Origin of the sequence: Novosphingobium sp. ES2-1, from assembly GCF_015169775.1 — a bacterium.
Lineage (GTDB): Bacteria > Pseudomonadota > Alphaproteobacteria > Sphingomonadales > Sphingomonadaceae > Novosphingobium > Novosphingobium subterraneum.
Map to the genome: position 1 here is coordinate 2,287,820 of NZ_CP063445.1, position 23,807 is coordinate 2,311,626.

The window sequence follows — 23,807 nt, forward strand, 5'->3', positions numbered from 1 at the left end:
ATAGCAGCCCCGTCCAAAGGCGAACAGGGGACGCGGGTCTTGCGTTGGTGCCCGTCGCCGCATTTGGAGAACGAACGATGCCGAAGATCGTGGTTGTCAATCGTGCGGGTGAAGAGAAGACGGTAGAGGCCGATGCCGGCCTTTCGGTGATGGAAGCGATCCGCGACAATGGCTTCGACGAGCTGCTCGCCCTGTGCGGCGGCTGCTGCTCCTGCGCCACCTGCCACGTCTACATCGACCCTGCATTCGCCGACAAGGTCGCGCCGATGAGCGAGGACGAGAACGACCTGCTCGACAGCTCGGACCACCGCAACGAAACCTCGCGCCTTTCCTGCCAGGTGCAGATCACCGGCGACCTCGACGGTCTTCGCGTCACGATCGCGCCGGAAGACTGATCTATCCAGCCTTTGCGCCGCTTGAAGGGCCCGCCTCCAGCAGGAGCGCGGGCCTTTTTCGTGTCAGCCGCACCGGTGAACGGCAATGTTGGGCCACCCTTTTGCAGAAAGTGGATCGCTTCGTCGATTTTTTGGGGAACGGTTTCGCGCCTCAGGCGTACCGCGGCGCTTCTGCGCCTGCCTGGCGGCCTTTGTGGCATGCGGCAACGCATCATCCATGCGATTTGGGTAGTTACAGAGGAAATTAAATTACTCCATATCGAAAGTTATTGGCATACAATTCCAGTTTGTAACAAAATGTTTCAATTCGAAATTTCTCTAGGTTTTTCATTGCGTTGTCACATGAACACCACACTAACTATCGTTTAATGTGAAACTACGTGTTTCTGGTTTGAAAGCGCAGCTTGGCCTCGTCAGACAGGCGCCTCTCTCGCATCCATACCCCGGCTGACCGCAAATGCGGCGGCATATGGACTGGGCGCGCGGGCCTGTCGCCGTTCCCCACGGCGGCAGACGTTCAGGACAAGAGGACTGCCACGTGAACATCAAGTATCTCTCCGCGCTCCGTTCGGGCGCGACCCCTCTGGCGATCGGCATGGCGCTGGTCTCCACCGCAGCCTTTGCGCAGGATGCGGCAACGACGGCTGCACCGCAGAGCGTCGACTGCAGCACCACACCGGATGATCCCAGCTGCGGCGACACCCAGGCGATCGTCGTCACCGGTTCGATCTTGCGCCGCACAGACACCGAGACCGTCTCGCCGGTCACCACGGTGACGCAGGAGAACCTTGACCAGCGCGGCATCTCGACCGTGCAGGAAGGCCTGCAGACGCTCGCCGCCAACAACGGCCCGGCGCTGACCAACTCGTTCACCGCCAACGGCGCGTTCGCGGCCGGTGCCTCGGCGATCTCGCTGCGCGGCCTTTCGACCAACTCGACGCTCGTGCTGTTCGACGGTATGCGGGCGGCCTATTACCCGCTGGCCGATGACGGTTCGCGCAACTTCGTCGATCTCAACACCATTCCGGACGACATTGTCGACCGCGTGCAGATCCTGCGTGACGGCGCCTCGGCGGCTTATGGTGCCGACGCCATCGCAGGCGTGGTCAACATCATCACCAAGCGCGAATTCAAGGGCGTGCGCGCCCGTGGCGAAGCCGGCCTTTCCGATCGCGGCGATGCCTCGCAGTATCGCCTGTCGCTGACCGCCGGCGTGGGCGACATCGACGAGAACGGCTACAATGCCTACGTCTCCGGGTTCTACTACAAGAGCAACAAGCTCATGAACCGCGACCGTCCCTATCCGTTCAACACGGATGACCTGCGCGGCGTGTGTTCGCCCGATGGCGAGTGCGGCAGCGACGACCGCATCAATTCACCCACCGCCACCAGCTTTACCGGTGCCGGCGGCCCGCTTGTCGTGCGTCCTTACGATCCCACCAACACCACTGCACTCGGCCGCTTCCAGTTGCTCAACAACGTCGGCTGCGACAGTGCTTACACACTGACGGCTGCGCAGCTTGCCGCCAGCGCGGCAGCTCCCTTGCAGACCTGCACCGTAGACCTCACCCGCAAGTACGGCGTGATCCAGCCGGAAATCGAGCGCTGGGGCGTCTCTGCCCGCGTCACGGCGGCCCTCAGCGACAGCATCGAAGGCTATGCCGAATTCAACTTCCTGCAGAGCAAATCGGCCTACACAGGCCTGCCCGAAGCGATCTCGCGCAATGCTAACGCTGGTATCCTGTTCCCGGGCTTTTCGACGTCGAACAATGCAGCCAGCCGCGCGCCCGGTTCGTTCGCGCTGACCCTGCCGGTCTATGTCTGCGCCAACGGTGTGGGCGACGCTAGCGGCCTCAACACGGGCTGCAACGCCACCAACGGCACGCTCAACCCGAACAACCCGTTCGCCGGTGCCGGACAGCTTGCCCGCATCCAGGGCCGTCTGTTCGACCAGCCCACCTACAATGAAACCCGCAACCGCGCCTATCGCGGTGCGATCGGCGTCAAAGGCGACCTTACCGATAACATCAACTTCGACTTCGGCGCGACCGCGATGCATGACGATCTTCGTCGTACGCAGAAGGGCTATGTCTACATAGCCAACCTGCTGACGGCCATCGCGCGTGGCACGTACAACTTCGTTGACCCGACGCAGAACACGCAGGAGCAGAATGACTTCCTGCGTCCTACCCAGATCCTGAACGCCACCTCCGATCAGGTCCAGTTCCAGGGCACGCTCGGTGCGGATCTGTTCGAACTTCCGGGCGGCAAGTTGCAGGTCGCAGTGGGCGCAGGCGCCCGTTACGAAGCGGTCGACGCGCCTTCGGGTAACCCTGACTACTTCGGCCCGACGCAGCGCTACTTCACCCTGAACGCTTTCGGCACCAAGGGCAGCCGCTGGGTCTATTCGGGCTTTGCCGAAATCAACGCGCCGGTTCTCGACAAGGTCGAGATCAACCTTGCCGGTCGTTACGACAAGTATTCGAGCGGTCAGAACGCATTCAGCCCCAAGGCCGGCATCAAGTTCAAGCCGGTCGACGAACTGCTGATCCGCGGCACGTGGTCGAAGGGCTTCCGCATCCCTTCGTTCGGTGAGGCCAACGCCCTTCCGACCACGGGCTTCGTGACCAACAGCGCAGGCATCTTCAACGATGCCTATCTCAGCCAGTATGGCTGCACGGTTGCCACGTTCAGCGACTGCCCGACCTACCTTCGCTCCGCTTCCTACGGCCAGACCACGCTGGCCTCGCCGGACCTGAAGCCGGAGCGGTCGCGCAGCTTCACCGCCGGGTTCGTGTTCGAACCGGTCCGCAACTTCACGCTGTCGGTCGACTACTACAACATCAAGAAGACCGGCGTGATCACGCAGCCTTCGAACGCACCCGCGCTCGAGGCTTACTACACTGGCCAGCCGATCCCGGCGGGCTACACCGTGATCGCCGATGCCGTCAGCCCCGACTTCCCGAATGCGACGCCACGCCTCGCCTTCATCCAGTCGCAGCTGATCAACGCCAACACGCAGACCGTGTCAGGCCTTGATTTCCAGATCGACGGCCGGATCAACCTGACCGACAACATCCGCTTCACCAGTCACCTTGAAGCCAGCTACATCATCAAGCTGGAATCGGACCTGACCAACAGCGGCGGTGGCTTGGAGCGCTATGACGGTACGCTGGGCAACTTCAACCTGACCGCAGGTTCGGGCACGCCGAAGTGGCATGGCTACTGGCTGAATGGCCTGCAGTTCGATGACAACCTGGAGATCAACACCACCGTCAACTACTTTGGTGGCTACAACCTCTCGGCGATGGATCAGGGCGATCTCTACAAGGACTGCGGCCAGAACCCGGGCTACAGTCCGACCGGCTGCGACATTCCGCGTTACATCACATTCGACCTGCAGACGCGCTTCAAGGTCAACGACCGTTTCACGCTGTCACTCACCGCGCTGAACCTGTTCGACAACATGCCGCCAGTGGATGTCGTGACCTACGGCGCGCACCTCTACAATCCGATCCAGGGCGGCCAGGGCATTCTGGGCCGTTACTTCAAGGTTGGTTTCCAGGCTGATTTCTAAAGGTCTGGTGCCACGTGTCCGACTTGGGGGCAGCATCGCAAGATGCTGCCCCTTTTTTTGCTCCCGAAGGGCACGCGCAAGAACGCCCCCGCTTTCGCGGAGGCGTTTTTGGAAGTCGGCGCTAATGGAATTAGAGGCGCAGGCCTGCGGTTTCGTCGAGGCCGGCCATCAGGTTCAGCGACTGCACTGCTGCACCGCTGGCGCCCTTGCCCAGATTATCGAGCAAGGCAACCAGGCGGGCCTGTTCGCCGTCGGCGCTGCCCATGACGCGAAGGGCAAGACCGTCCCATGGTTCCATCGCAGCGCGCAGCAGCATCTCGCCGTCGGCAGGAAGATCCTGCGCCACGGTGACCACCCGCGAGCCGTCATAGAACTGCGTAAGAGCAGCGCGCAGCAATTCGGCTGGCACGTTGCCGGGCATGACGCCCAGCGGCAGCGGAATCTCGACGACCATCCCGCGATGGGCATTGACCACGGCCGGGCTGAACAACGGGGCGATTGCCGTGCCGGTGTAGCGCTGCATTTCGGGAATGTGCTTGTGCCCGAAAGTCAGGCCGTACCCTCGCCAGGCGATGTCGGCCTCAGCCTCGAAGCGGCCGATCAGCGCCTTGCCGCCACCCGAATAACCGGTGACCGCATTGCAGCTGTATGGCCAGGCGGCGGGCAGCAGGCCGTTGTGAACAAGCGGGGCGAGCAGGCCGATGAACCCCGTCGGATAGCATCCCGGATTTGACACCCGCTTCGATTCAGCGACGGTCTCGCGGCCGACGATTTCAGGGAATCCGTAAGTCCAGCCGTCAGCCACGCGGTGTGCGGTCGAAGCGTCGATCACCTTTGTCCGGTCATTGCGGATCATCGCCACGGCATCGCGCGCAGCGTCATCTGGCAGGCACAGGATCACCACGTCGGCGTCATTGATCGCTTCGGCGCGCGCGGCATCGTCCTTGCGGCGGGCATCATCGAGTGCGATCATGGCGAATTCGCTGCGCCCGGCAAGCCGCTCGGCGATTTCGAGGCCGGTGGTGCCCGCAGCACCGTCGATGAAGACCGATGTGGTCATGCGCAGGCCTCCAACTGGCTCATCTCGACATAGCCGACGAGCAGATCGGATTTCGCCTGCCCCCAGGCCCAGCCTCCTGCCATGTCGAGAACATCGAAGACTTCGCCGGCCACCAGGGCGCGCAATTCCGCCCCATCCTGCTTGCCCGCAGCACGCAGCGCCGTTTCGGCCTTCACGCCATGCGCCATCGGCACCGCGTAGTGCGGCACGAAGTATTTTCCGGCGAGCCCGATATGCGCAAGATCGCCGCGCACCGGCAGGTGCGGCTTGTCCGAACGGTCAGCAGCGCGCGAAAGCTGGAGCTGGCCGGTGGGCAGTTCGGTGGAAAGAGGCATGGCTTCGACGGTCAATTCAGGGTGTCCCCGCAGCAGGAAAGCCGGGCGATTAGCGGCGCTCGCGTCATCAGGCAAGCTATGGTGCACTTGCCCGCCCCCTCAGCCGTAGCGCGCCTTGAGCAGCCCCCACGCCGCACGCAGCCCCAGGGCATCGCCGCCCTTCGGTCGGCCGGGCTTTCCAACAGGGCGCCAGGCGAAGGTATCGAAATGCACCCAGTCGATCCCCTCGCCGACAAATCGGTCGAGAAACAGTGCGGCGACACTCGCGCCCGCAAATCCGTTGGCCGGCGAATTCTGCAGGTCGGCAACGTCGGATTTGAGGTACTCGCGGTAGCCTTCATGCAGGGGGAGTTGCCAGCAAGGGTCGTCGAGTTGCCGCCCTGCCTCGAGGAGTTGGGTGGCAGTTGGACATTGCCGCGCGAACATCGCCGGGAGGTCCGGCCCCAGCGCGACACGGGCTGCGCCGGTCAAGGTCGCGAAGTCGATGACGAGTTCGGGCTTCATTTCAGTAGCGCGAGTCAGCGCGTCGCCGAGCACGAGCCGCCCCTCGGCGTCGGTATTGGTGATCTCGACCGAAAGCCCGGCGCGCGACCGGAGGATATCGCCGGGACGGAACGCGTTGCCGGAGATCGCGTTTTCGACTGCAGGAACAAGCACGTGCAGCCGGACCTTCAAGCCCATTGTCATGATCAGACCGGCCAGGGCCAGCGCGTGAGCCGCCCCGCCCATGTCCTTCTTCATCAGCGCCATGCCGGAGGAAGGCTTGATGTCGAGCCCGCCCGAATCGAAGCAAACCCCCTTGCCGACGATGGCGACGCGCGGGTGCCTGGCATCGCCCCACGTCATTTCGATCAGGCGCGGAGCATGGCTGCGCGCCGCGGCACGGCCGACGGCGTGGACCATCGGGTAGTCGTGCTCGAGCGCATCGCCCGAGACAACGTGGACTTCGGCATGGTGGCGCTTGGCCAGCGCGCGGGCCTCGGCTTCAAGTTGCAGCGGCCCCATGTCCTCGGCGGGCGTGTTGACGAGGTCACGGACCATGAGGACGGCCGTTGCCTCGGCGGTCGCCGGCTCGATCAACGCAACGTCCTTGGTCAGCAGGATGCGCGGTTCGGCGTCCTTCGCGTCCTTGCGGTAGCGGTCGAAGCGGTACTGACCGGTGATCCAGCCGTGGAGCGCCTTGCCGGGCTCCCCTCCTGCGCGGCGATAGGTACCGCCGGGGAGAACGTCGGCGAGCTTGGCCATGCACCACGAGGACAGGTCATCGATATTGGCGACGCCCGCCACGGCGAACCATGCGTCGCCATCGGGGACAATCGCGTGCTCGTATCCGCCGCCTTCGAACTTCTGCGCGGAAAGGGCAGCGCGCTGTCCGGCGTTAAGCCCTTTGAGAAAGTCGGGCAGCGTTGCCTTGTCGACGAGGTGGAGCGCCGTTGCCGGCTGGCCGCGATCGTGCTGGATCAGTGCTTGTCTGTCGGTCATGCTGCACAAGGACATGCCGCAGAGCGCGGCACGTTGCGAGAGGAAATTGCCTGATGCGTGTGCTGTTTCTGACCCCACTGGTGCTACTGGCCGCCTGTTCGGGCGAGAAGCCCCCTGCCCCGGCGCCGAGCACCAATGCTCCCGTCGCCCTGCCGATGCCGCCGGGGCCGCCTGTACAGACGCCGGTCACCGCGCGCGAGGTGCACGAGAAGAACGAGCTCTATGAATTCGACTATTCCTATCCGGCGGTCGCGGGGGCGGTGCCGGAACTGAAGGCGCTGCTCGACAAGGAACTGGAAGAAGCGCGCCGCGAGCTCAAGGCGCAGGCGACCGAAGGACGCAAGGCGGCAAAGGAGAGCGGCTTTCCGTACCATCCCTATACGCATACCGTCGAATGGAAGGTGGTCACCGACTTGCCGGCCTGGATCAGCCTTTCGACGCTGGTCGGATTCTACAGCGGCGGGGCACACCCGAACTACGTTTACGACACGGTGCTGTGGGACAGGATCGCCGCCAAGCGCCGTGCGCCGGTGGACCTGTTCACATCGAAGGAGGCGCTGCGCGGGGCGATCCGGGCGCGGTTCTGCGAGGAGCTCGATCGCCAGCGCGCCAGGAAGCGCGCTGGTTCAGGCAGGGGAGATATCCCGGAGTTCAGCGACTGCATCGATCCCACCGAGCAGACCGTGATCCTCGGCTCCTCGAACGGCAAGGCGTTCGACCGGATCGGCATTCTCGTCGCGCCTTATGCTGCAGGTCCCTATGCCGAGGGGGACTATGAAGTGACCCTCCCGGTGACACAGAAGGTACTCGATGCTGTCAGGCCCGAATTCAAGGCCGCGTTCGTCGCAAGATGAAATGCCCTTAGTCCGGTTCTCGCAATTTGCCGGTTTTGTCGCTACATGGACGGCATGACCGAATATCTGACTGTTGAAGACCACGACGTTTTGCTGCGCGACGGCACGATCAAGCTCCACGGCCCCGCGGGCTTCGATGGCATGCGCAAGGCCGGCCGGCTCGCGGCCGAGATCCTCGATGCGCTGGCCCCGCTGGTGGTGCCCGGCGTACGGACCGACTACCTTGATGATGTGGTGCGGAAGATGACACTCGATGGCGGCGCCGTGCCGGCGACGCTTGGCTATCGGGGCTATACCCATTCGTGCTGCATCTCGATCAACCACGTGGTCTGCCACGGCATCCCTTCGGACAAGACGCTGAAGGACGGAGACATCGTCAACATCGACGTCACGCCCCTGCTCGATGGCTGGCACGGCGATACGAGCCGGATGTACCTCGTCGGCGACGTGCCGTTGAAGGCAAAGCGCCTGGTCGACGTCACCTACGAGTGTCTGATGATCGGCATCGAGCAGGCAAAGCCCGGTGCGCGGCTTGGCGACATTGGCGCGGCGATCCAGGCCCATGCCGAAAAGCAGCGTTACGGCGTGGTGAGGGAATTCTGCGGTCATGGCCTCGGCCGGCTCTTCCACGACGCACCGGAAGTTGTCCACGCCGCGCGCGCCGGGACTGGGCCGGAGCTGAAGCCCGGCATGTTCTTCACGATCGAGCCGATGATCAACCTGGGCAAGCCGGGCGTGAAGATCCTCGACGATGGCTGGACGGCTGTGACGCGAGACCGCTCGCTCTCGGCCCAGTTCGAGCATTCTATCGGCATCACCGAGGACGGCTGCGAGATCTTTACCGCAAGTCCGAAAGGCTTGGACAAGCCGCCTTACGCAGCTTGACGATATAGGGCCTGCCCAAAAATAAGGCAGCCCCTGCGTAAAAAATGTGCATGATTTGAACAATGCTGCGCAATCTTGCGCATGGAAGCCTTGCGCATTCGATTCAAATCTTGCCGAGCCCCTGATTTTACGGCTTTCGCGTTGCAGCGCGATAGCCTAGTGCTTGCCCTCAGCGCGTGGCACGATTCTTGTAACGTCGTTGCCACACACGGGATAAATTGCCGGAACGCCGACCTTGGCGGTCCGGCCCGCGTTGCAGGGGTCTGAACGACGTGAAAAAGGTCGAAGCGATCATCAAGCCCTTCAAGCTCGATGAAGTGAAGGAAGCGCTGCACGAGATTGGCGTATCGGGCATCACCGTGACCGAAGCGAAGGGCTTCGGCCGCCAGAAGGGCCACACCGAGCTCTATCGCGGTGCCGAATACGTCGTCGATTTCCTGCCCAAGGTGAAGCTCGAGGTCGTGGTTGGCGATGCGCTGGTCGACCGCGTGGTCGAAGCGATCGCTGCCGCAGCACAGACCGGCCGCATCGGCGATGGCAAGATCTTCGTGATCCCGATCGAGAGCGCCCTGCGCATCCGTACCGGTGAGCGCAACGACGACGCTATCTGATCAGAACGACATGACAAGTTTGATGCCGCGGCGGGCCTGACCCGCCGGGCAGCATAGCGGGGGTGGGCCTGTGGACGGGCAAGCCTCCAGACGACAACCACCCCAGATACCCTCCGGAGCTCTCCACCGGAGGCAATGAAGAAGAAGGACCAGCGATGGCAACTGCAAAGGACATCCTCGCCCGCATCAAGGACGAGGAAATCGAATGGGTCGACCTGCGCTTCACTGACCCGAAGGGCAAGTGGCAGCACCTGACCATGGTCTCGACCGTTCTCGGCGAAGACGAACTGGAAGACGGCCTGATGTTCGACGGTTCGTCGATCGAAGGCTGGAAGGCCATCAACGAGTCGGACATGATCCTCAAGCCCGACCTCGACTCGGTCTATGTCGATCCGTTCTCGGCCTCGCCGATGCTGATCATCAACTGCGACATCGTCGAACCTTCGACCGGCGAACTCTATGGCCGTGACCCGCGTTCGACCGCCAAGCGCGCAGAAGCCTTCGTCAAGTCGGCCGGTTTCGGCGACACTGTCTACGTCGGTCCGGAAGCCGAGTTCTTCCTGTTCGACGACGTGAAGTTCTACGACGGCTACGACGGCAACGGCTTCCGCATCGATGACATCGAGCTGCCGACCAACTCGAACAAGGACTACGAAGGCGGCAACCTCGCCCACCGTCCGCGCGCCAAGGGTGGCTACTTCCCGGTCGCTCCGGTCGACAGCTGCGTCGACATCCGTGGCGAAATGGTCCGCACCATGATCGAGATGGGCCTGCCCTGCGACAAGCATCACCACGAAGTGGCCTCGGCCCAGCACGAACTCGGCCTGACCTTCGGCACCCTGGTCCAGACCGCCGACCGCATGCAGGTCTACAAGTACGTCGTGCAGCAGGTCGCCCATGCCTATGGCAAGACCGCGACGTTCATGCCGAAGCCGATCAAGACCGACAACGGCTCGGGCATGCACACCCACATCTCGATCTGGGAAGCTGGCAAGCCGCTCTTCGCCGGCAACGGCTATGCTGGCCTGTCGGAAATGTGCCTGTACTTCATCGGCGGCGTCATCAAGCACGCCAAGGCGCTCAACGCCTTCACCAACCCGACCACCAACAGCTACAAGCGTCTGGTGCCGGGCTATGAAGCCCCCGTTCTGCTGGCCTACTCGGCCCGCAACCGTTCGGCCTCGTGCCGCATCCCCTATGGCGCCGGTGCCAAGGCGAAGCGCGTCGAGTTCCGCTTCCCCGACGCGATGGCCAACCCTTACCTGTGCTACTCGGCACTGCTCATGGCCGGCCTCGACGGGATCAAGAACAAGATCCACCCGGGCGAAGCCATGGACAAGAACCTGTACGACCTGCCGCCGGCAGAGCTCGCCCAGGTTCCGACCGTATGCGGCAGCCTGCGTGAAGCGCTGGAAAGCCTCGAAGCCGACCACGACTTCCTGCTCCAGGGTGGCGTGTTCACCAAGGACCAGATCGAAGCCTACATCGAACTGAAGTGGCCGGAAGTGATGCGCTGGGAAACCACGCCGTCGGCCGTCGAGTTCGACATGTACTACTCGCTCTGATCCACACGATCGGCGAAGATACGAAGGGGCGTCCGGGAAACCGGGCGCCCTTTTGGTTTGAAGCACCGCCTGCAGCGGGAAACGCACGAGTTTGTGATTTTATCCACAGCGCACGAACTTTTTGCGACGAAGCGAGACGAGCTGTGATTGCGGCAGGATGAACGGAAGGGCGCAGGACTCCTCGAATCCGCCGAAATCCTTAGTGATGCTGCCCATGATAAAGAACGCGGTCGCAGCATTCCTGGCATTCTTCGCAGTCGTCGCTCTGCCGACCGCTGCCCAGGCCCGCCTCCAGTGCGTGACCTACGCCCGCCAGATTTCCGACGTTCAGATCAGCGGCAATGCCCGTGACTGGTGGAGCAATGCTGCGGGCACCTATGACCGTGGCCAGCAGCCAAAAGCCGGCGCCGTCCTCGCCTTCAGCGGCACGCGTGCAATGCCCTACGGACACGTTGCCGTTGTCCGCAAGGTCGTCGATGACCGCCACATCCTGATCGACCACGCGAACTGGTCCGGCCCGGGCATGGTCGAAAAGGGCGTAATGGCGGTTGACGTTTCGGCCGCTGGCGACTGGAGCGAAGTGCGCGTGTGGTACGCTCCGACCAAGTCGGTCGGCCTGCGCGCCAGCCCGGCCCACGGTTTCATCTATCCCCGCACCATGACGGCAGACGCGACGAAGGCCACCTCGGCCAAGGGCTGACCTCCCCTGAACCCGAAAAGAGATTGCCGCCGTCGAGGCGGGAATTGCATTTGCAAGTTCAGCGGCGGGACTGCACTCTTCCCAGAAAGGGAGAGCTGCCCATGCCGTTCCGCCGTACCATCATCGCCTCGGCAGTTTGCCTGATCGCGACGCCCGCCGCAGCGGCCGATCTGATGACCGACGCACAGGTCGAGCAGCTTTCCTCGGCCATCTTCAATGACATCGTTGCAGGCAAACCTGCCTCGGCCATCGACAAGGCTGATGAGCTGATCGCTGCGTTCAATGTCCGCCAGGCAAAGCGCGCCCACGCATGCGCCGAATCGCAGGAACAGGCCGAGGCACTGGCGAAGAAGAACGATGCCGAAGTCACGATGGAGCTCACGATCGTCGGCCCCGCATGGTGCGACGGATATTTCTACAAGGGCTATGCGCTGATCGATCTCGGCCGTGGACGCGAAGCGCTGCCGTGGCTGCAGCTGGCGCATGACCGTGCGCCGCTCAATGCGCACTACACCAACGAGCTGGCGGAATGGTTCAAGGCCCAGAAGGACTGGAAGCGTTCCTTCGGCTTGTTCGAAGAAGCGTTGAGGTCGGCTGAGACAGCACCGGACGGCCAGCGCGCATTATACAAGGCACGAGCGCTGCGCGGCATGGGCTTCAACAAGATCGAGATGGGCCAGCTCGACGAGGCAGAGACCCTTTTCAACGAATCCCTGACCTATCAGCCTGACAGCCCTGCAGCCGCCAACGAGCTCAAGTACATCAAACAGATACGCGGCGAGCCCAACACCTGATCAGGCAGTTCGGCGCTTTTCCATTGCTGCTGGCTCCAGCAGGGCACGCGCTTCGTGCAAAGGCATGGCCTGCCAGAACAGGTGGCCCTGGATCATCTGGCATCCGGCAGCCTGCACCAGCGCGCGCTGCATCGGGGTTTCAACGCCCTCGGCGACGACTTTCATGCGCAAGGTGTGCCCGAGCGAAACGATTGCACGCAGAATCGAATGGGCATCAAGATCGGCTTCGATGTTCTGCACGAACGAGCGGTCGATCTTGATCCGGTCAAACTGGAACGAGCGCAGATAGCTCAGCGATGAGTAGCCGATCCCGAAATCGTCGAGAGCAATGCGGAAACCGCGATATTTCAAACCCTTGAGCACGTCGACCACGTGCTCGCTGCGATCCAGCATCACCCCCTCGGTCACCTCGAGCACGAACCGGCGCGGATCGGCGCCAGTTTCGCGCACCAGTCGGTCGATTTCCGGCAGGAAGTCGCTCGCCATGATCTGCAGCGGCGAGAGGTTTACCGAGATGTCGCAGTCCGGCCAGTCGCGGCAATCCTCGAAGACACGGCGCAGGACCCATTGCCCCAGCGGCATCATCAGTCCCGCCTGCTCTGCAATCGGCACGAACAGGCCGGGACGGATCGGCCCGCGCTCGGGATGTGTCCAGCGCAATAGCGCCTCGAAGCCCTCCACGGCACCGTCCGCGGCATTGACGATCGGCTGATAGGCCAGGGCCAACTCATCGCGATTGATCGCGCGGCGCAGCTCCATCTCCATGTCGCGCCGCAGCTTGACCGAAGCATCCATGTCGCGAGTAAACCGGCGATAGCGCGCCCGGCCCCGCTGTTTCGCCCGATATAGCGCGATGTCGGCGCGACGCAGCAGCTCGCCCGGGTCTTCGCTCTGCTCCGGCCCCCAGCTTATCCCGCAAGACAGGCTGACTTCGTGATTGTTGCCCGAAATCACGAAAGGCTCGAGGGCCAGCGCCATCAGTTGCCGCCCGAGCATGTCGGCCGCAGCGCGCCCGCCTGTGGAGCGCCGCAACAGCACGAATTCGTCCCCCCCGAAGCGCGAAAGGAAATCGCCGGGTGGAAGCGAACGACGCAGGCGCAGGGCGACCTGCCGGACCAGTTCATCGCCGACATGGTGACCCAGCGTATCGTTCACCACCTTGAAACGGTCGATATCCAGATAGGCGATGAAGACATCGCCGAGCTCAGGCCGCTCGATGCAGGCAGACAATTCCTGTCGCAGCCTCTGCATGAAATGGGCGCGGTTCGGCAATCCCGACATCGCATCGTGCAAGGCATTGTGTTGAGCCTGCGCTTCACTGGCAATGAGTTCGCTGGTCGTCCGCCGCATCCGGCGGACGATGATCGCTCCACCGGCCACGACACCCATGAAGAAGAGGATATAGACTGCCAGCAGCGGTGCCGTCTGGCGCAGGATCGCCGGGCCCGGTGGCTTTGCAATCCACGAGAACCATCCGATGCGCTCTCCGCTCAGGTTCGTGACCGCGAGCGAGTTGCGCTTCTCGTCTGCATCAGGCGCCTGATCGAACCGGACATCGTCGAGCAACAGCGCAGACTGCAAATCGGCAATCATGCGCGCGTCGACGTAGCGTACGAGGACGATGTAATCGGGCGGTCCCTTGAGCAACGAAGCAGTCACGTCCGGCACTATCGACGCCGCCGCTATCAGCGCCGGCTTACCGTCGAAATTGTCCATCGAAGCTGCAGCACGGCCAACAGGCAGACCCTTCGCACTGTACGGCCAGCGTACATCACCCAATTTCCGCCATTCGCCGACTTTCTCCGATCCCGGATCGTCCTTCAGGGATTGCCGGATCAGGTCTGCAACCTTTCCCCCGATCTGGTTGTAGCGGCACTCTTGCGTGATCTTGCCGCCCTTCCAGCAGCGCACCAGCGTGCCATCGAACCTGACATGGTAGATGCGGTCGATGCGGTGGCTGCCCCAGAAGTAGCCCGCCAGATAGTTGCGCGCCCATCCCTCTGCGTCGGGCGCGTTGAGCTTCACGACGGCATCGTCCCACGTGATCTGAAGCCGATCGGCCTCCATGATCTGTCGCTCGCTCCGCTCGAGAAAGCGATGGACCAGCCGCTGCTCCTCCTGGCGGGTGAAAACATCGGCAATGCTGGTCGAATTGACGAAAGCCGCAACCAGTGCGGTTGTCAGCGCCACAAGCGCAAGAAACGTGCCCACGACGATCCATACGGCGCCGCGTGCCCCGGTGTGGTGGCGCCGCGACGCGGCGCGACTGAGGGTAGGTCCCGTCCCCATCCGGCCTTGTCTAGAGGCCGCTTCCGAAGAAATCGTTATCAATCCGGATGTTCGTATTCGTAGATGCAATCTGAACAGATATCCGGAACCCCGAAGGAATTGGCGGATTGAGAAATCAGACGGGCGCGGGCGGGAGGAACGCAGCGGAGATCGTCACATGCTTCTCACTCTTGCCTTGATTCTCTTTGTCCTTTGGGCGCTGGGCGTGTTTGCCTTCAAGGTTACCGCAGCCTTCATCCATGTCGTTCTGGTCATCGCCATCCTGATCGGACTGGTCCACCTCTTTCGCGGGCGCCGGATTTGACGCGGCAATATGACATGATCCGGCAGGCCTGACCGGTTGCGGAATGCAACGCACGCACCTACTTTTCCGAAGGCAAAGGGCCGGACGGTCGGTTCGGCGCACTCACTTCGGGAGAGACGGCAATGCGCGAGAGGCTGCAGCACTACATCGATGGCAAATGGGTCGATAGCGAAGGTGGTACGCGCCACGAAGTGATCAACCCGGCAACCGAAGAACCCGTCTGCGCCATTACGCTTGGCACGCAGGCCGATGTCGACAAGGCTGTGGCCGCTGCCCAGCGTGCGTTCAAGACCTTCAGCAAGACCACTCGTGAAGAGCGCCTTGCCCTGATGGATCGCATCGTCGCCGAGTTCAAGAAACGTGCGCCGGAACTTGCGGTCGCCATGGCCGAGGAAATGGGCGCCCCGGTGAGCTTCGCCGGCACGGCTCAGGTCGGTGCCGGTATCGGCGGATTCCTGGGCACGATGGCCGCGCTCAAGAACTTCAACTTCATGGAAGACAACGGCGCCTACAAGGTCGCTTACGAGCCGATCGGCGTTGTCGGGATGATCACGCCCTGGAACTGGCCTCTCAACCAGATCGCACTGAAGGTCGCACCTGCACTGGCTGCTGGCAACACGATGATCCTCAAGCCTTCCGAAGAGTGCCCGACCAATGCGGCGATCTTTGCCGAGATCCTTGATGCGGCAGGCGTTCCGCCTGGCGTCTTCAACCTCGTTCAGGGCGATGGACCGGGCGTTGGCACGGCGATCAGTTCGCACCCCGGTATCGACATGGTCAGCTTCACGGGTTCGACCCGCGCGGGCATTCTCGTTGCCAAGGCCGCTGCTGACACGGTGAAGCGCGTCCATCAGGAATTGGGCGGCAAGTCACCCAACCTTGTCCTGCCCGATGCGGACTTTGCCAAGCACTTGCCGTCGACGGCTTCCGGTCCGCTGGTCAACTCGGGCCAATCCTGCATTTCGCCGACCCGCATCCTTGTGCCCAAGGAGCGCGAGGCCGAAGCTGCAGCGTTCGTTTCGGCAATGTATGCCGCGACGCCCGTTGGCGATCCTCTGCAGGAAGGCCAGCATCTCGGCCCGGTGGTGAACAAGGCACAGTTCGACAAGATCCGCGGACTGATTCAATCCGCCATCGACGAGGGCGCCAAGCTGGAGACCGGTGGTCCCGACCTGCCGTCCAACGTCAATCGCGGCTACTACATCAAGCCGACGGTGTTTTCAGGCGTGACACCGGACATGCGCATCGCGCAGGAAGAGATCTTCGGTCCCGTTGCCACGATCATGACCTACGACGATCTCGAACAGGCTATCGAGATTGCCAACGACACCGCGTATGGCCTTTCTGCCTGCATCACCGGTGATCCGGCCAAGGCTGCGGAAGTAGCCCCTGCCCTGCGGGCCGGCATGGTGGCAATCAACAACTGGGGCCCGACGCCGGGTGCGCCGTTTGGCGGCTACAAGCAATCGGGCAATGGCCGTGAAGGCGGGCTCTATGGCCTCAAGGACTTCATGGAAATGAAGGCGATCAGCGGCCTGCCCGCCTGATCCACGACGAAAAGCAGAAAGCCGGAGGGGCCGCTCGCAAGAGTGGCCCCTTTCGCTTTTGCGCAATCAGTAGTCCTTGCTGACCTTGAGGTTGAGGCTTTCATCGCCAATCGTCGAAACCGTACCGAGCAGCGCAAGCCAGCGGGTTATGCGGAACTCGACGGAGGTCGCATTGTAGCCCGCGCCATCAGTCACGAGTTCGACGAAGAAGCGGCGCCCGATATATTTGCCCACGGCAATGCTGGTCCCCGATCCCACTGTCGGGTCCGCCCCGACGATGCGCAAGCGATCGAGACCGATCGCAGCACGCAGCTTGTTGATCGGATCGAGCCCGCCGCCGCCGCGCAGGCTGGCCAGGGCCGATGCCAGCTGCACAGCTTCGGGCGCGGAGATCTGCGAAATCGAGCTGCCGAAGAGGATACGGCTGAGCAGTTCTTCCTCAGGCAGCGAGGGCGTTGAGGAGAATGCGATGATCGGCTTGTTACCGGTGCCGGTGATCGAAATCTTGGCGTTGATGTTGTTGGCATCGCCCTCGGCGACAATGTCCAGTTGCGGGTCGACCGGGACTTCGCCGGTAAAGCGTATGCGTCCGCGCGTCAGTTCAAAGCGCTTGCCGGCAAATTCGTAGCCGCCTCGCACCAGGTCGGCGGTGCCGATGATCTGCGGAGCGGCGGTCGTACCGCGCAGGCGAATATCGGCGCCCCACTCGCTTTCAAGGCCCAGGCCCCGCACATCGATGCGGTTGGCGCCCGATGCGTCGATCAGAAAGCGCCACGGCGCTGCGGCGGCCCTGGCGGGCGCAGCATCGGCAGGGGCATTGATCTCGCGCGTGGCAATGACCGGCAGTTCCTGCACCGCGCTGGCCCGGCCCAGTGCCCAGCGCGCACTTTCGATCCTCACCCGGCCGGCGATGGTTCCGCCCACGCCATTGCTCACAATGCGCAAGGGGCCGGTCACGGTCGCGGCCATGTCATCGCGCGAGATCAGCTGTGCATTGCGAGCAGAGAGCTTGAGATCGATGGTCGGGCCATGTTCGGACAATTCCGCAAGCCCGATCGAGCCGCTCCCACTGACCCTGCCACCATTCGTGGTCACGCCGGAGAATCGGGCCAGTTGCAGGCGGGAATCGGTGAAGGTTCCTGCCAGTTCCACCTGCCGCAGATCGGTGCCGGTAAGCGTGCTCTGCACACGCAACCCTTTCGAGGCGACCGCGCCCTGCAGTACCGGAGCGGTGATGGAACCCGAGATATCGGCCCGCACGCCCAATGGCCCGGTAAGATCGAATATCTCCACGCCTGATAGGCGCCAGAGCGATTCTGCGGGACCGGAATAGCGCAGTTGCCCGGCAAGCCGTCCGCTTTCGAGCCGGTCCATGAAGCCGCCGCCGCGCGGCAGGCCGTTTACCACGGCCTGGAGCCGACCGCGAATGTCGTTGCCCTCGCGAAGCACGGTTCGCATCTGCAGGGCGTCGGGATCAAGCTTTGCGACAAGTGCCACATCGATGGGACGCGATGTGAGGACCAGCCCCGACCGCGACAGCCCCCGCACCATCAGCGCAGCATTGCCCGAAGGCGCACCCTGCCCGTCGTTGTTGTACTCGACGATGCCTGAGGCAACGCCGCCGAGGCCAAGGTCAGCCACGACAATGTCCGCCACCGAAAGCGGCATGCGCGAAAGCAGAAGACGCAGCTGTGTAGGCCCGCCCAGAACATGGCCTTCGGCAATCAGGATGCCTCGCCCGAAGCCGATCTGGGTGGGCGACAGGCGCCAGCCCTCCCCCTCGCGCGTCAGGATCGCGCGGCGGGGCATTCTGACTTGCCGTCCGGCGTACTCCCCCGAGACGTAGGTCACGATCTGTTCGGGCGAGAAGGCCGCGGTCCCTTGCAGCGCGAATTGCGTACCTCTCCGGCCCGAGACCGAAGCGGTCACCGATCCGCTGCCGTCCTGCAGATAGGCAGAAGCGGCAAGTTTGCCGATGAATACCTTGCCCATGCCGATGCCTTCGGCGAGCAGCGTGCCTTCGATGGTCGAGTGCCCATCCTTGATCAGGCCGGTTGCGTCGATCTTGGCATTGCCGATGGACAGCGGCCGCGCCCCACCGAACCGGGCGTTGCGGGCGATGACATTGGCATCGAAGCCCTGACCGCCCTCACGCGGGCTGAGCAATACCGTGCCATTCAAGCCACCCCCGGCCAGCGCGATCTGACCGGCAACGCCATCTTTGCCAAGCGTCACTCCGCCCGTCACGTCCGTCTGCCAGACGCGGAACTGCTGGATATCGATCCGGGTGCCCTGCCCCGGAGGCATGAACAGGCCCAGTGTCCCCGTAAACGGCCCGAGCGTGGAATCGCCCGCCGTCTCGATGCGGAATCCGTCGGCAATGGGCGAGAGCGCCACGCGAACGTCCTTCAGTCCTGCTGCGGGAAGCGGGCTGGCGAATACCAGCACTGCATTCGGACCTTCGTTGGTCATCGCCGCCTGCACCGTGAAGGCGCCATAGTCGGCATGACGGCCACTACCGCGCAGCGATGCGGCACCACCGGGCAACACCTTGCCATCCAGCGCCATCTGCAGCTTGGCCGAGCTTATCCGTGCCTTGCGGAATGTGACGGGAATGCGCTCACCAAGAGCAAGTCCGCCAGTAAACCGCACGCCACCGCCCGTCAGCGACTGCAAGGTGGCGTTGTCGATCCGCGTCATGCGCCCGGCAAGGTTTGCCTGCAGGGTCCACGGCACGCCATTGCCGATCTTGAACAGGATCTTGGCCGTACCGTCGACCGCACCGAGGTTCTCGATCGCAAATCCTCGTGCCACCACCGGCCCCGCCAGAGCATAACCTCCGCGCGCCATGTCGCCGCTCAGGGCAAGGCGCGCGGCCAGGCCTTTCATCGTCAGCGCGAGGTTGTCTGAAGTGAGACGATTACCGGCGAAAACCAGGTCTCCATTTACGCGCGCACCGGGAAAGCGTGGATCGATCATTGCGTTGCCAGTGACGACCCTTTGCGCGCTGACATTCAGCGGCAGGACAAACCGCTTGCCGTCCCATGCCGCCGTGCCGGACGAGCGCAGGCCCTGCGCATCAAGAGTGCCCAGCTTGAGCCGTTGCACCGCCACCTGATGTTCGATGGAGAGATCGGAGAACGCGCCGTTGAAAGTAGCATCGATCGCGACACCGGAAAGCTGCGGCGCAGTCATCAGCCGTTCGGGCCTGAGCACCAGTGCCCGCACCTTGAGATCCTCGGCTTCGTTGTTCGCAAGATCGAGCTTGCCCTCGGCCCTTACCTTGAAAGCATCGCCCGCCGCACGGAGCGTGCCGTCGAACGCCCTGTCAACAAAGGTCCCGTCGTAAAGCAGCGATAGCGTTTGCCCGACTGCCTGCCCTGCCGTGCCCTTCAGCATCTTGCCCGGCCACACTTGGCCGCCAAGGCTGTAGGCACCAGCGCGATTTGCCAGCTGAAATGCGGCCAATCGTTCTTCACCGATGGTCGCATACGCCACGCCGTCCCAGCGCGTCCAGCCGCCCTTGCCGCCAACACGCACGCGAATGTCGCCATCGGCGCCCAACATCTTGGACATCATGCCATCGCGTGGCGCATCATAGGCGAGTTGGAGATCGAACTTGTTGCGATCGGGTTCGCTGTCCAGCCTGAAAACGACGCGATCGCCTGCGACCCGACCGTTGACGTCCACGATGGCGTGGCCCCCACGAATATCCGCCTTGGCAACCACGTCCACCCGGCGCTTCTGCCCTGCCATGGCCGGAGATACCGTCAGGTTGTCGATGACCAGTCTGTCGACGCGAATGTCGAAATTCGGGAGAATCGGCGCATCAGGGTCTTCGCTTGGTCGCAGGCGGGGCGCCCGGCGCAGTACGCCGCGATGAAGGGCCAGCAACCGTACATCGAGCCCCGTCCTGAGCCAGGCAAGCGGCCGCCAATCCAGCTCCGCCTCGGGCACTGTCAGGAAAACCCCTTCCGGATCGCTCACCCTGATGTCGCGCAGCTTCGCGGCTCCGTAGATGGACCCATCGATCCGGCCGATCTCGATCCGCAGGCCCGACCCCGGCGTGATCGCGGCAATGCGATCTGCCAGCAGACGGTGACCGAGCGAGGAGTCAAGGACCACCAGGGCAGCCAGCACCAGCGCGATGCCCGCCACGAACAGGATCGCCACCCGTCGCGCCGCGCCACGCACGAAGCGCGACCTGCGCGACCGCACCGGCCTTGCAGGCTCGGCTGCAGGCTGCTCTGGCAAAGGCACATCGTCCGCCATCAGAAAGCCTGACCCAGCGCGACATAGACGCCGATGCGACTGTCGCCCTTGGACGGGTTCAGCGGCGTTCCCAGATCGATGCGGATGGGTCCGAAGTTGGTTTCATAACGCAGGCCGATGCCCGCGCCGACCTTGATATCGCGCAGGCGCGGGGTCGTCGTGGTGTCCACCGCGCCGGCATCGACGAACGGCACCAGGCTCACTGCGCCTCCCAGCAGCCCGGTCTTCACGCGCGCCTCGAGCGAGAATTCGCTCAGGGCGCGGCCGCCGCTCGGCTCGCCTGCGGTGTCGCGCGGGCCGATCAGCTGATAGCCATACCCACGCACCGATCCACCACCGCCGGCATAGAACCGGCGCGACGGCGCGATGTTGGTGATGTCTGTGCCCAGAATCGTGCCGAACCGTACGCGGCCCGCCACGACCAGCTTCTCGCCCACCGGCTGGTAATAGCTCGCGTCGAGCTGTGCCTTGCCATAACTCGACTTCACGCCGTTCTGCACCGAGATCTCCGGTGAGACGCGCAGACCCACCCGGAAACCCCGTGTCGGGTCGAGCAGGTCATCGCTGCCGTCGTAGGCAGCGCGCATCGGCAGTGCGCCGATGAAATAGGTCTTGCGCGCCTGGCGGGCGAGGATCGCCGCCGCATCGCGCTCGCCCGTGGCCAATATCTCGACCCCTGCCGAGAACACCCACGGCTTCTGGAACAGCAGCGTCTGCTGCCGCTCGATCCCGGCAGTGAACGAAACCGTGCGCGCCTCGAAGGCGCTGCTTGTCTGGTTGCGCGCATAGAGATCGGCATTGAGCACGAGGTCGCGCGTCAGGAAATTGTTGCGGCGGAAGGTGAGGCCGGCAAGTTGCTCCTGCGTTCCGGCAACTCCGCGTACGCGCACCATACCTTCGGGCGGGAAGAAGTTGCGGTGCTCCCAGCTGGCCTCGACACGGAAGCCTTCACCGCTGGAGTAACCGATCAGCCCGGCTATGGTCCTCAGGGGTGCAGGGGTGAGCGTTACGTCGACATCGACCGTGCCTGGCGTTCGCCCGTCAGGCTTTGCCACCTCGCGTGCCTCGACGGTCAGCGAGGAAACAAGTCCGGTCGCCAGGATTGCCTGACGCAGATCGTCCACTTCCGAACGCTTGAAGCGATCGCCCGGATCGAATCGCGCGATCCGCTGCAGATGCCGCGCACTCAGGAAGCGGTCGCGCGAAGAGTTGATCTTGCCGAACTGATAGACCCCGCCCGGCGTTACCGGCACCGTCAGGTCGCCCTCGCGCCGTTCGTGGTCGATCAGCAGGTCGGGATCGCCAAGCTTGGCAAAGGCGTAGCCTGTCTCGCCCAATGCCGTTTGCAACGAGAGGCGCTCGGCCACGATCCTGTCGCCATTGATCGCGTCCCCGGGCTGTATCTTGAAGGCCCCGCGCAAAGCCTCATAGTCCGGCCCGGTCGCGGAGAGATCGCCAAGCGCGATCTGGCCAACCTTGTATTGTGGGCCGGGTTGCACGTCGAAGCGCACGACCACCTTCTCGACATCGATCGGCCCTGTGGCTTCGCCCTCGGCGCGATCCTCGAGTCCCCCGAGGGTCTGGTAGATCTGCGCATCGTAATAGCCGTAAACGCGCATGACCTCGGCCAGCGTCTCGCGATCGGTTCTGGCGCGCCGGACGATCTGGGCAAGGTTGTCTTCATCGTCGTCGAAGGATTTGAGGCTCGAAAGTCCGGCGAACCGGTCGACGATGTCGCCCGCATCGGCAATGGCGTCCTTGCCGCTGGGAAACGCGACCTCCACCTGTTTGCCCACGCGCGAAACGTCGGCATCAGCCAGCCGCACGCCGGCGGGCAAGTCACCCTCTTCCTGCCCGGGAAGGGCATCGACTGCCGCATCGGTGGACTGTTCGGCCACGTCGATATCGGGATCGGGCGTGAGGGGCTGGATATCGGGAATCTCGCTCCCGTCCGGCCACGGAATGGTCATGCCGGGAATATCCGGCATGGCGGTATCGGCCTCAATCTGCTCGATCACGGTCGCAGCCGGCGCGCCGGTGCGAGCAGCCTCGGTATCAAGCGCCCATGTATCCGCATTATCGAGGGCCGAGTCGGGGATCAGGGCCTCAAGCTCCTGATCCGCATCACGCGACTGTGCCAAGGCCTGCGTCGGCAGAGCAAGCAGCAAGACCGCCGCCAGAATGCGCGCGAGCGGGAGGTCAGGTGTGGGCGTAGCGCTCCTGCGCCCCATGAACCCCGTCCTTGAGGCTCCCTTCGATGCCGCTTCGCGGCAGATCGGCATCAGCGCCCTGCCGTGCAGTGACGGCGCGCTCGATGGCGCTGGCCTGTTCAGCAGGTTCGAACCGTTCCCAGCCATCGCGGCCCAGTTTCTCCATCGGGCGGAAGCGCACCTTGTATTGCATGCGCTCCGATCCTTCGACCCAGTAGCCGAGATAGACATACGGCAAGCCGACCTGGCCTGCTCGCTGGATATGGTCGAGGATGATGAAAGTGCCAAGCCCGGACCGCGTCTCGTGTTGTGGATCGTAGAAACTGTAGATCATCGAGAGACCATCGCCCTGCTCGTCGGTCAGACAGGCCCCTACCAGTCTGCCCTGCGAACCATCGGTGGTCGGCTCCCTGTATTCGATGACGTAACTCTTGACCGGGGTGTGTTCCACCATGTCCGCGAAATCCATCTCGTCCATGGCGGCCATCCCCCCGCCCGGGTGACGCACGGCGAGATAACGCTGCAACAGCTCGAACTGTTCCGGAGTTGACCAAGGTTTGCACACACTTACGACAAGATCGCGGTTGCGCTTCCAGATCCGCTTCTGCGTTGATGAGGCCTGAAACGCATTGGCGACCACCCGCACCGAGATGCAGGCAGTGCATTCGACGCAGCTGGGGCGGTAGGCAACAGTCTGGCTGCGGCGGAATCCGATGCGGCCCAGCGCATCGTTCAGCTCGTCCGCGTTGGGGCCTTTGAGCTCGGTGAACACCTTTCGCTCGCTCCGCCCCGGCAGGTACGGACACGGCGCGGGACTGGTGACGAAAAAGCGCGGGAAGCGAACGGGCGCGGTCACGGCGGGGCTTGTGCTCCTGAGGCCGGACTATCCGGCGTGTCAGCAACAAACATGCCTCAGCCAGGCAAATC

The 23,807-nt window shown here is 63.4% G+C and carries 17 protein-coding genes; 10 read left to right on the top strand and 7 right to left on the bottom strand.

From position 1 onward, the window contains the following. Positions 1 to 77 precede the first annotated feature (77 nt). Both IM701_RS11130 and IM701_RS11135 read left to right on the top strand, forming a co-directional pair. The gene (locus IM701_RS11130; protein WP_039334168.1) at positions 78 to 395 is read left to right on the top strand and encodes a 2Fe-2S iron-sulfur cluster-binding protein; all 318 of its coding nucleotides are present in this window, start codon (positions 78 to 80) and stop codon (positions 393 to 395) included. A 595-nt stretch (positions 396 to 990) separates the two neighbouring features. Next, entirely contained in the window at positions 991 to 3,972 is a 2,982-nt protein-coding gene (locus IM701_RS11135; RefSeq protein WP_230487858.1) for a TonB-dependent receptor domain-containing protein, read from the top strand. A 130-nt stretch (positions 3,973 to 4,102) separates the two neighbouring features. On the opposite strand, the gene argC is transcribed toward IM701_RS11135, so the two are convergent. The 3 genes from argC to IM701_RS11150 form a co-directional block, all read right to left on the bottom strand. Then, positions 4,103 to 5,032, bottom strand: coding sequence for an N-acetyl-gamma-glutamyl-phosphate reductase (argC, locus tag IM701_RS11140; RefSeq protein WP_193826981.1), 930 nt, complete (start codon positions 5,030 to 5,032; stop codon positions 4,103 to 4,105). Next, entirely contained in the window at positions 5,029 to 5,382 is a 354-nt protein-coding gene (locus IM701_RS11145) for an SH3 domain-containing protein (RefSeq protein WP_230487677.1), read from the bottom strand. Before IM701_RS11145 ends, argC begins: the two co-directional genes overlap by 4 nt. A gap of 84 nt (positions 5,383 to 5,466) precedes the next feature. Next, entirely contained in the window at positions 5,467 to 6,849 is a 1,383-nt protein-coding gene (locus IM701_RS11150) for a M17 family metallopeptidase (protein WP_193826982.1), read from the bottom strand. Positions 6,850 to 6,902: 53 nt separating this feature from the next. On the opposite strand from IM701_RS11150, the gene IM701_RS11155 reads away from it, so the two are divergent. From IM701_RS11155 to IM701_RS11180, 6 genes are all read left to right on the top strand, one after another. Next, complete coding sequence (locus IM701_RS11155; protein WP_193826983.1) at positions 6,903 to 7,703, top strand: DUF4163 domain-containing protein; 801 nt, start codon at positions 6,903 to 6,905, stop codon at positions 7,701 to 7,703. A gap of 54 nt (positions 7,704 to 7,757) precedes the next feature. Next, on the top strand, positions 7,758 to 8,588 hold the full coding sequence (gene map / locus IM701_RS11160) for a type I methionyl aminopeptidase (protein ID WP_174544569.1): 831 nt from the start codon (positions 7,758 to 7,760) through the stop codon (positions 8,586 to 8,588). A 272-nt stretch (positions 8,589 to 8,860) separates the two neighbouring features. Next, positions 8,861 to 9,199, top strand: coding sequence for a P-II family nitrogen regulator (locus tag IM701_RS11165; RefSeq protein WP_039334174.1), 339 nt, complete (start codon positions 8,861 to 8,863; stop codon positions 9,197 to 9,199). 155 nt (positions 9,200 to 9,354) lie between these two features. Then, positions 9,355 to 10,764, top strand: coding sequence for a type I glutamate--ammonia ligase (gene glnA / locus IM701_RS11170; RefSeq protein WP_039334175.1), 1,410 nt, complete (start codon positions 9,355 to 9,357; stop codon positions 10,762 to 10,764). Positions 10,765 to 10,978: 214 nt separating this feature from the next. Continuing rightward, a complete protein-coding gene (locus IM701_RS11175; protein ID WP_039334400.1) occupies positions 10,979 to 11,464 on the top strand; it encodes a CHAP domain-containing protein in 486 nt (161 codons plus the stop codon). Between the two features lie 101 nt (positions 11,465 to 11,565). After that, a complete protein-coding gene (locus IM701_RS11180) occupies positions 11,566 to 12,258 on the top strand; it encodes a tetratricopeptide repeat protein (RefSeq protein WP_193826984.1) in 693 nt (230 codons plus the stop codon). Here the strand turns inward: IM701_RS11180 and IM701_RS11185 are convergent, their stop codons facing one another. After that, entirely contained in the window at positions 12,259 to 14,589 is a 2,331-nt protein-coding gene (locus IM701_RS11185; protein ID WP_230487678.1) for a bifunctional diguanylate cyclase/phosphodiesterase, read from the bottom strand. A gap of 115 nt (positions 14,590 to 14,704) precedes the next feature. Between IM701_RS11185 and IM701_RS11190 the strand changes: the two genes are divergently transcribed. Further along, positions 14,705 to 14,851 (top strand): lmo0937 family membrane protein, encoded by a 147-nt coding sequence (locus IM701_RS11190; protein ID WP_118073370.1) that lies wholly within the window; start codon positions 14,705 to 14,707, stop codon positions 14,849 to 14,851. Between the two features lie 122 nt (positions 14,852 to 14,973). Beyond that, positions 14,974 to 16,398 carry an aldehyde dehydrogenase family protein gene (locus IM701_RS11195; protein ID WP_193826985.1) on the top strand — a complete coding sequence of 475 codons (1,425 nt, stop codon included), beginning with the start codon at positions 14,974 to 14,976 and terminating at the stop codon, positions 16,396 to 16,398. Positions 16,399 to 16,464: 66 nt separating this feature from the next. Here the strand turns inward: IM701_RS11195 and IM701_RS11200 are convergent, their stop codons facing one another. The 3 genes from IM701_RS11200 to IM701_RS11210 are packed head-to-tail and all read right to left on the bottom strand — an operon-like array spanning position 16,465 to position 23,736. Next, on the bottom strand, positions 16,465 to 20,670 hold the full coding sequence (locus tag IM701_RS11200; protein WP_193826986.1) for a translocation/assembly module TamB domain-containing protein: 4,206 nt from the start codon (positions 20,668 to 20,670) through the stop codon (positions 16,465 to 16,467). Further along, positions 20,670 to 22,901, bottom strand: coding sequence for an autotransporter assembly complex family protein (locus IM701_RS11205; protein WP_230487679.1), 2,232 nt, complete (start codon positions 22,899 to 22,901; stop codon positions 20,670 to 20,672). The genes IM701_RS11200 and IM701_RS11205 overlap by 1 nt, the downstream gene beginning before the upstream one ends. Next, positions 22,870 to 23,736, bottom strand: a complete 867-nt coding sequence (locus tag IM701_RS11210) for an arginyltransferase (RefSeq protein WP_039334179.1) — start codon at positions 23,734 to 23,736, stop codon at positions 22,870 to 22,872. Before IM701_RS11210 ends, IM701_RS11205 begins: the two co-directional genes overlap by 32 nt. Positions 23,737 to 23,807 lie beyond the last annotated feature (71 nt).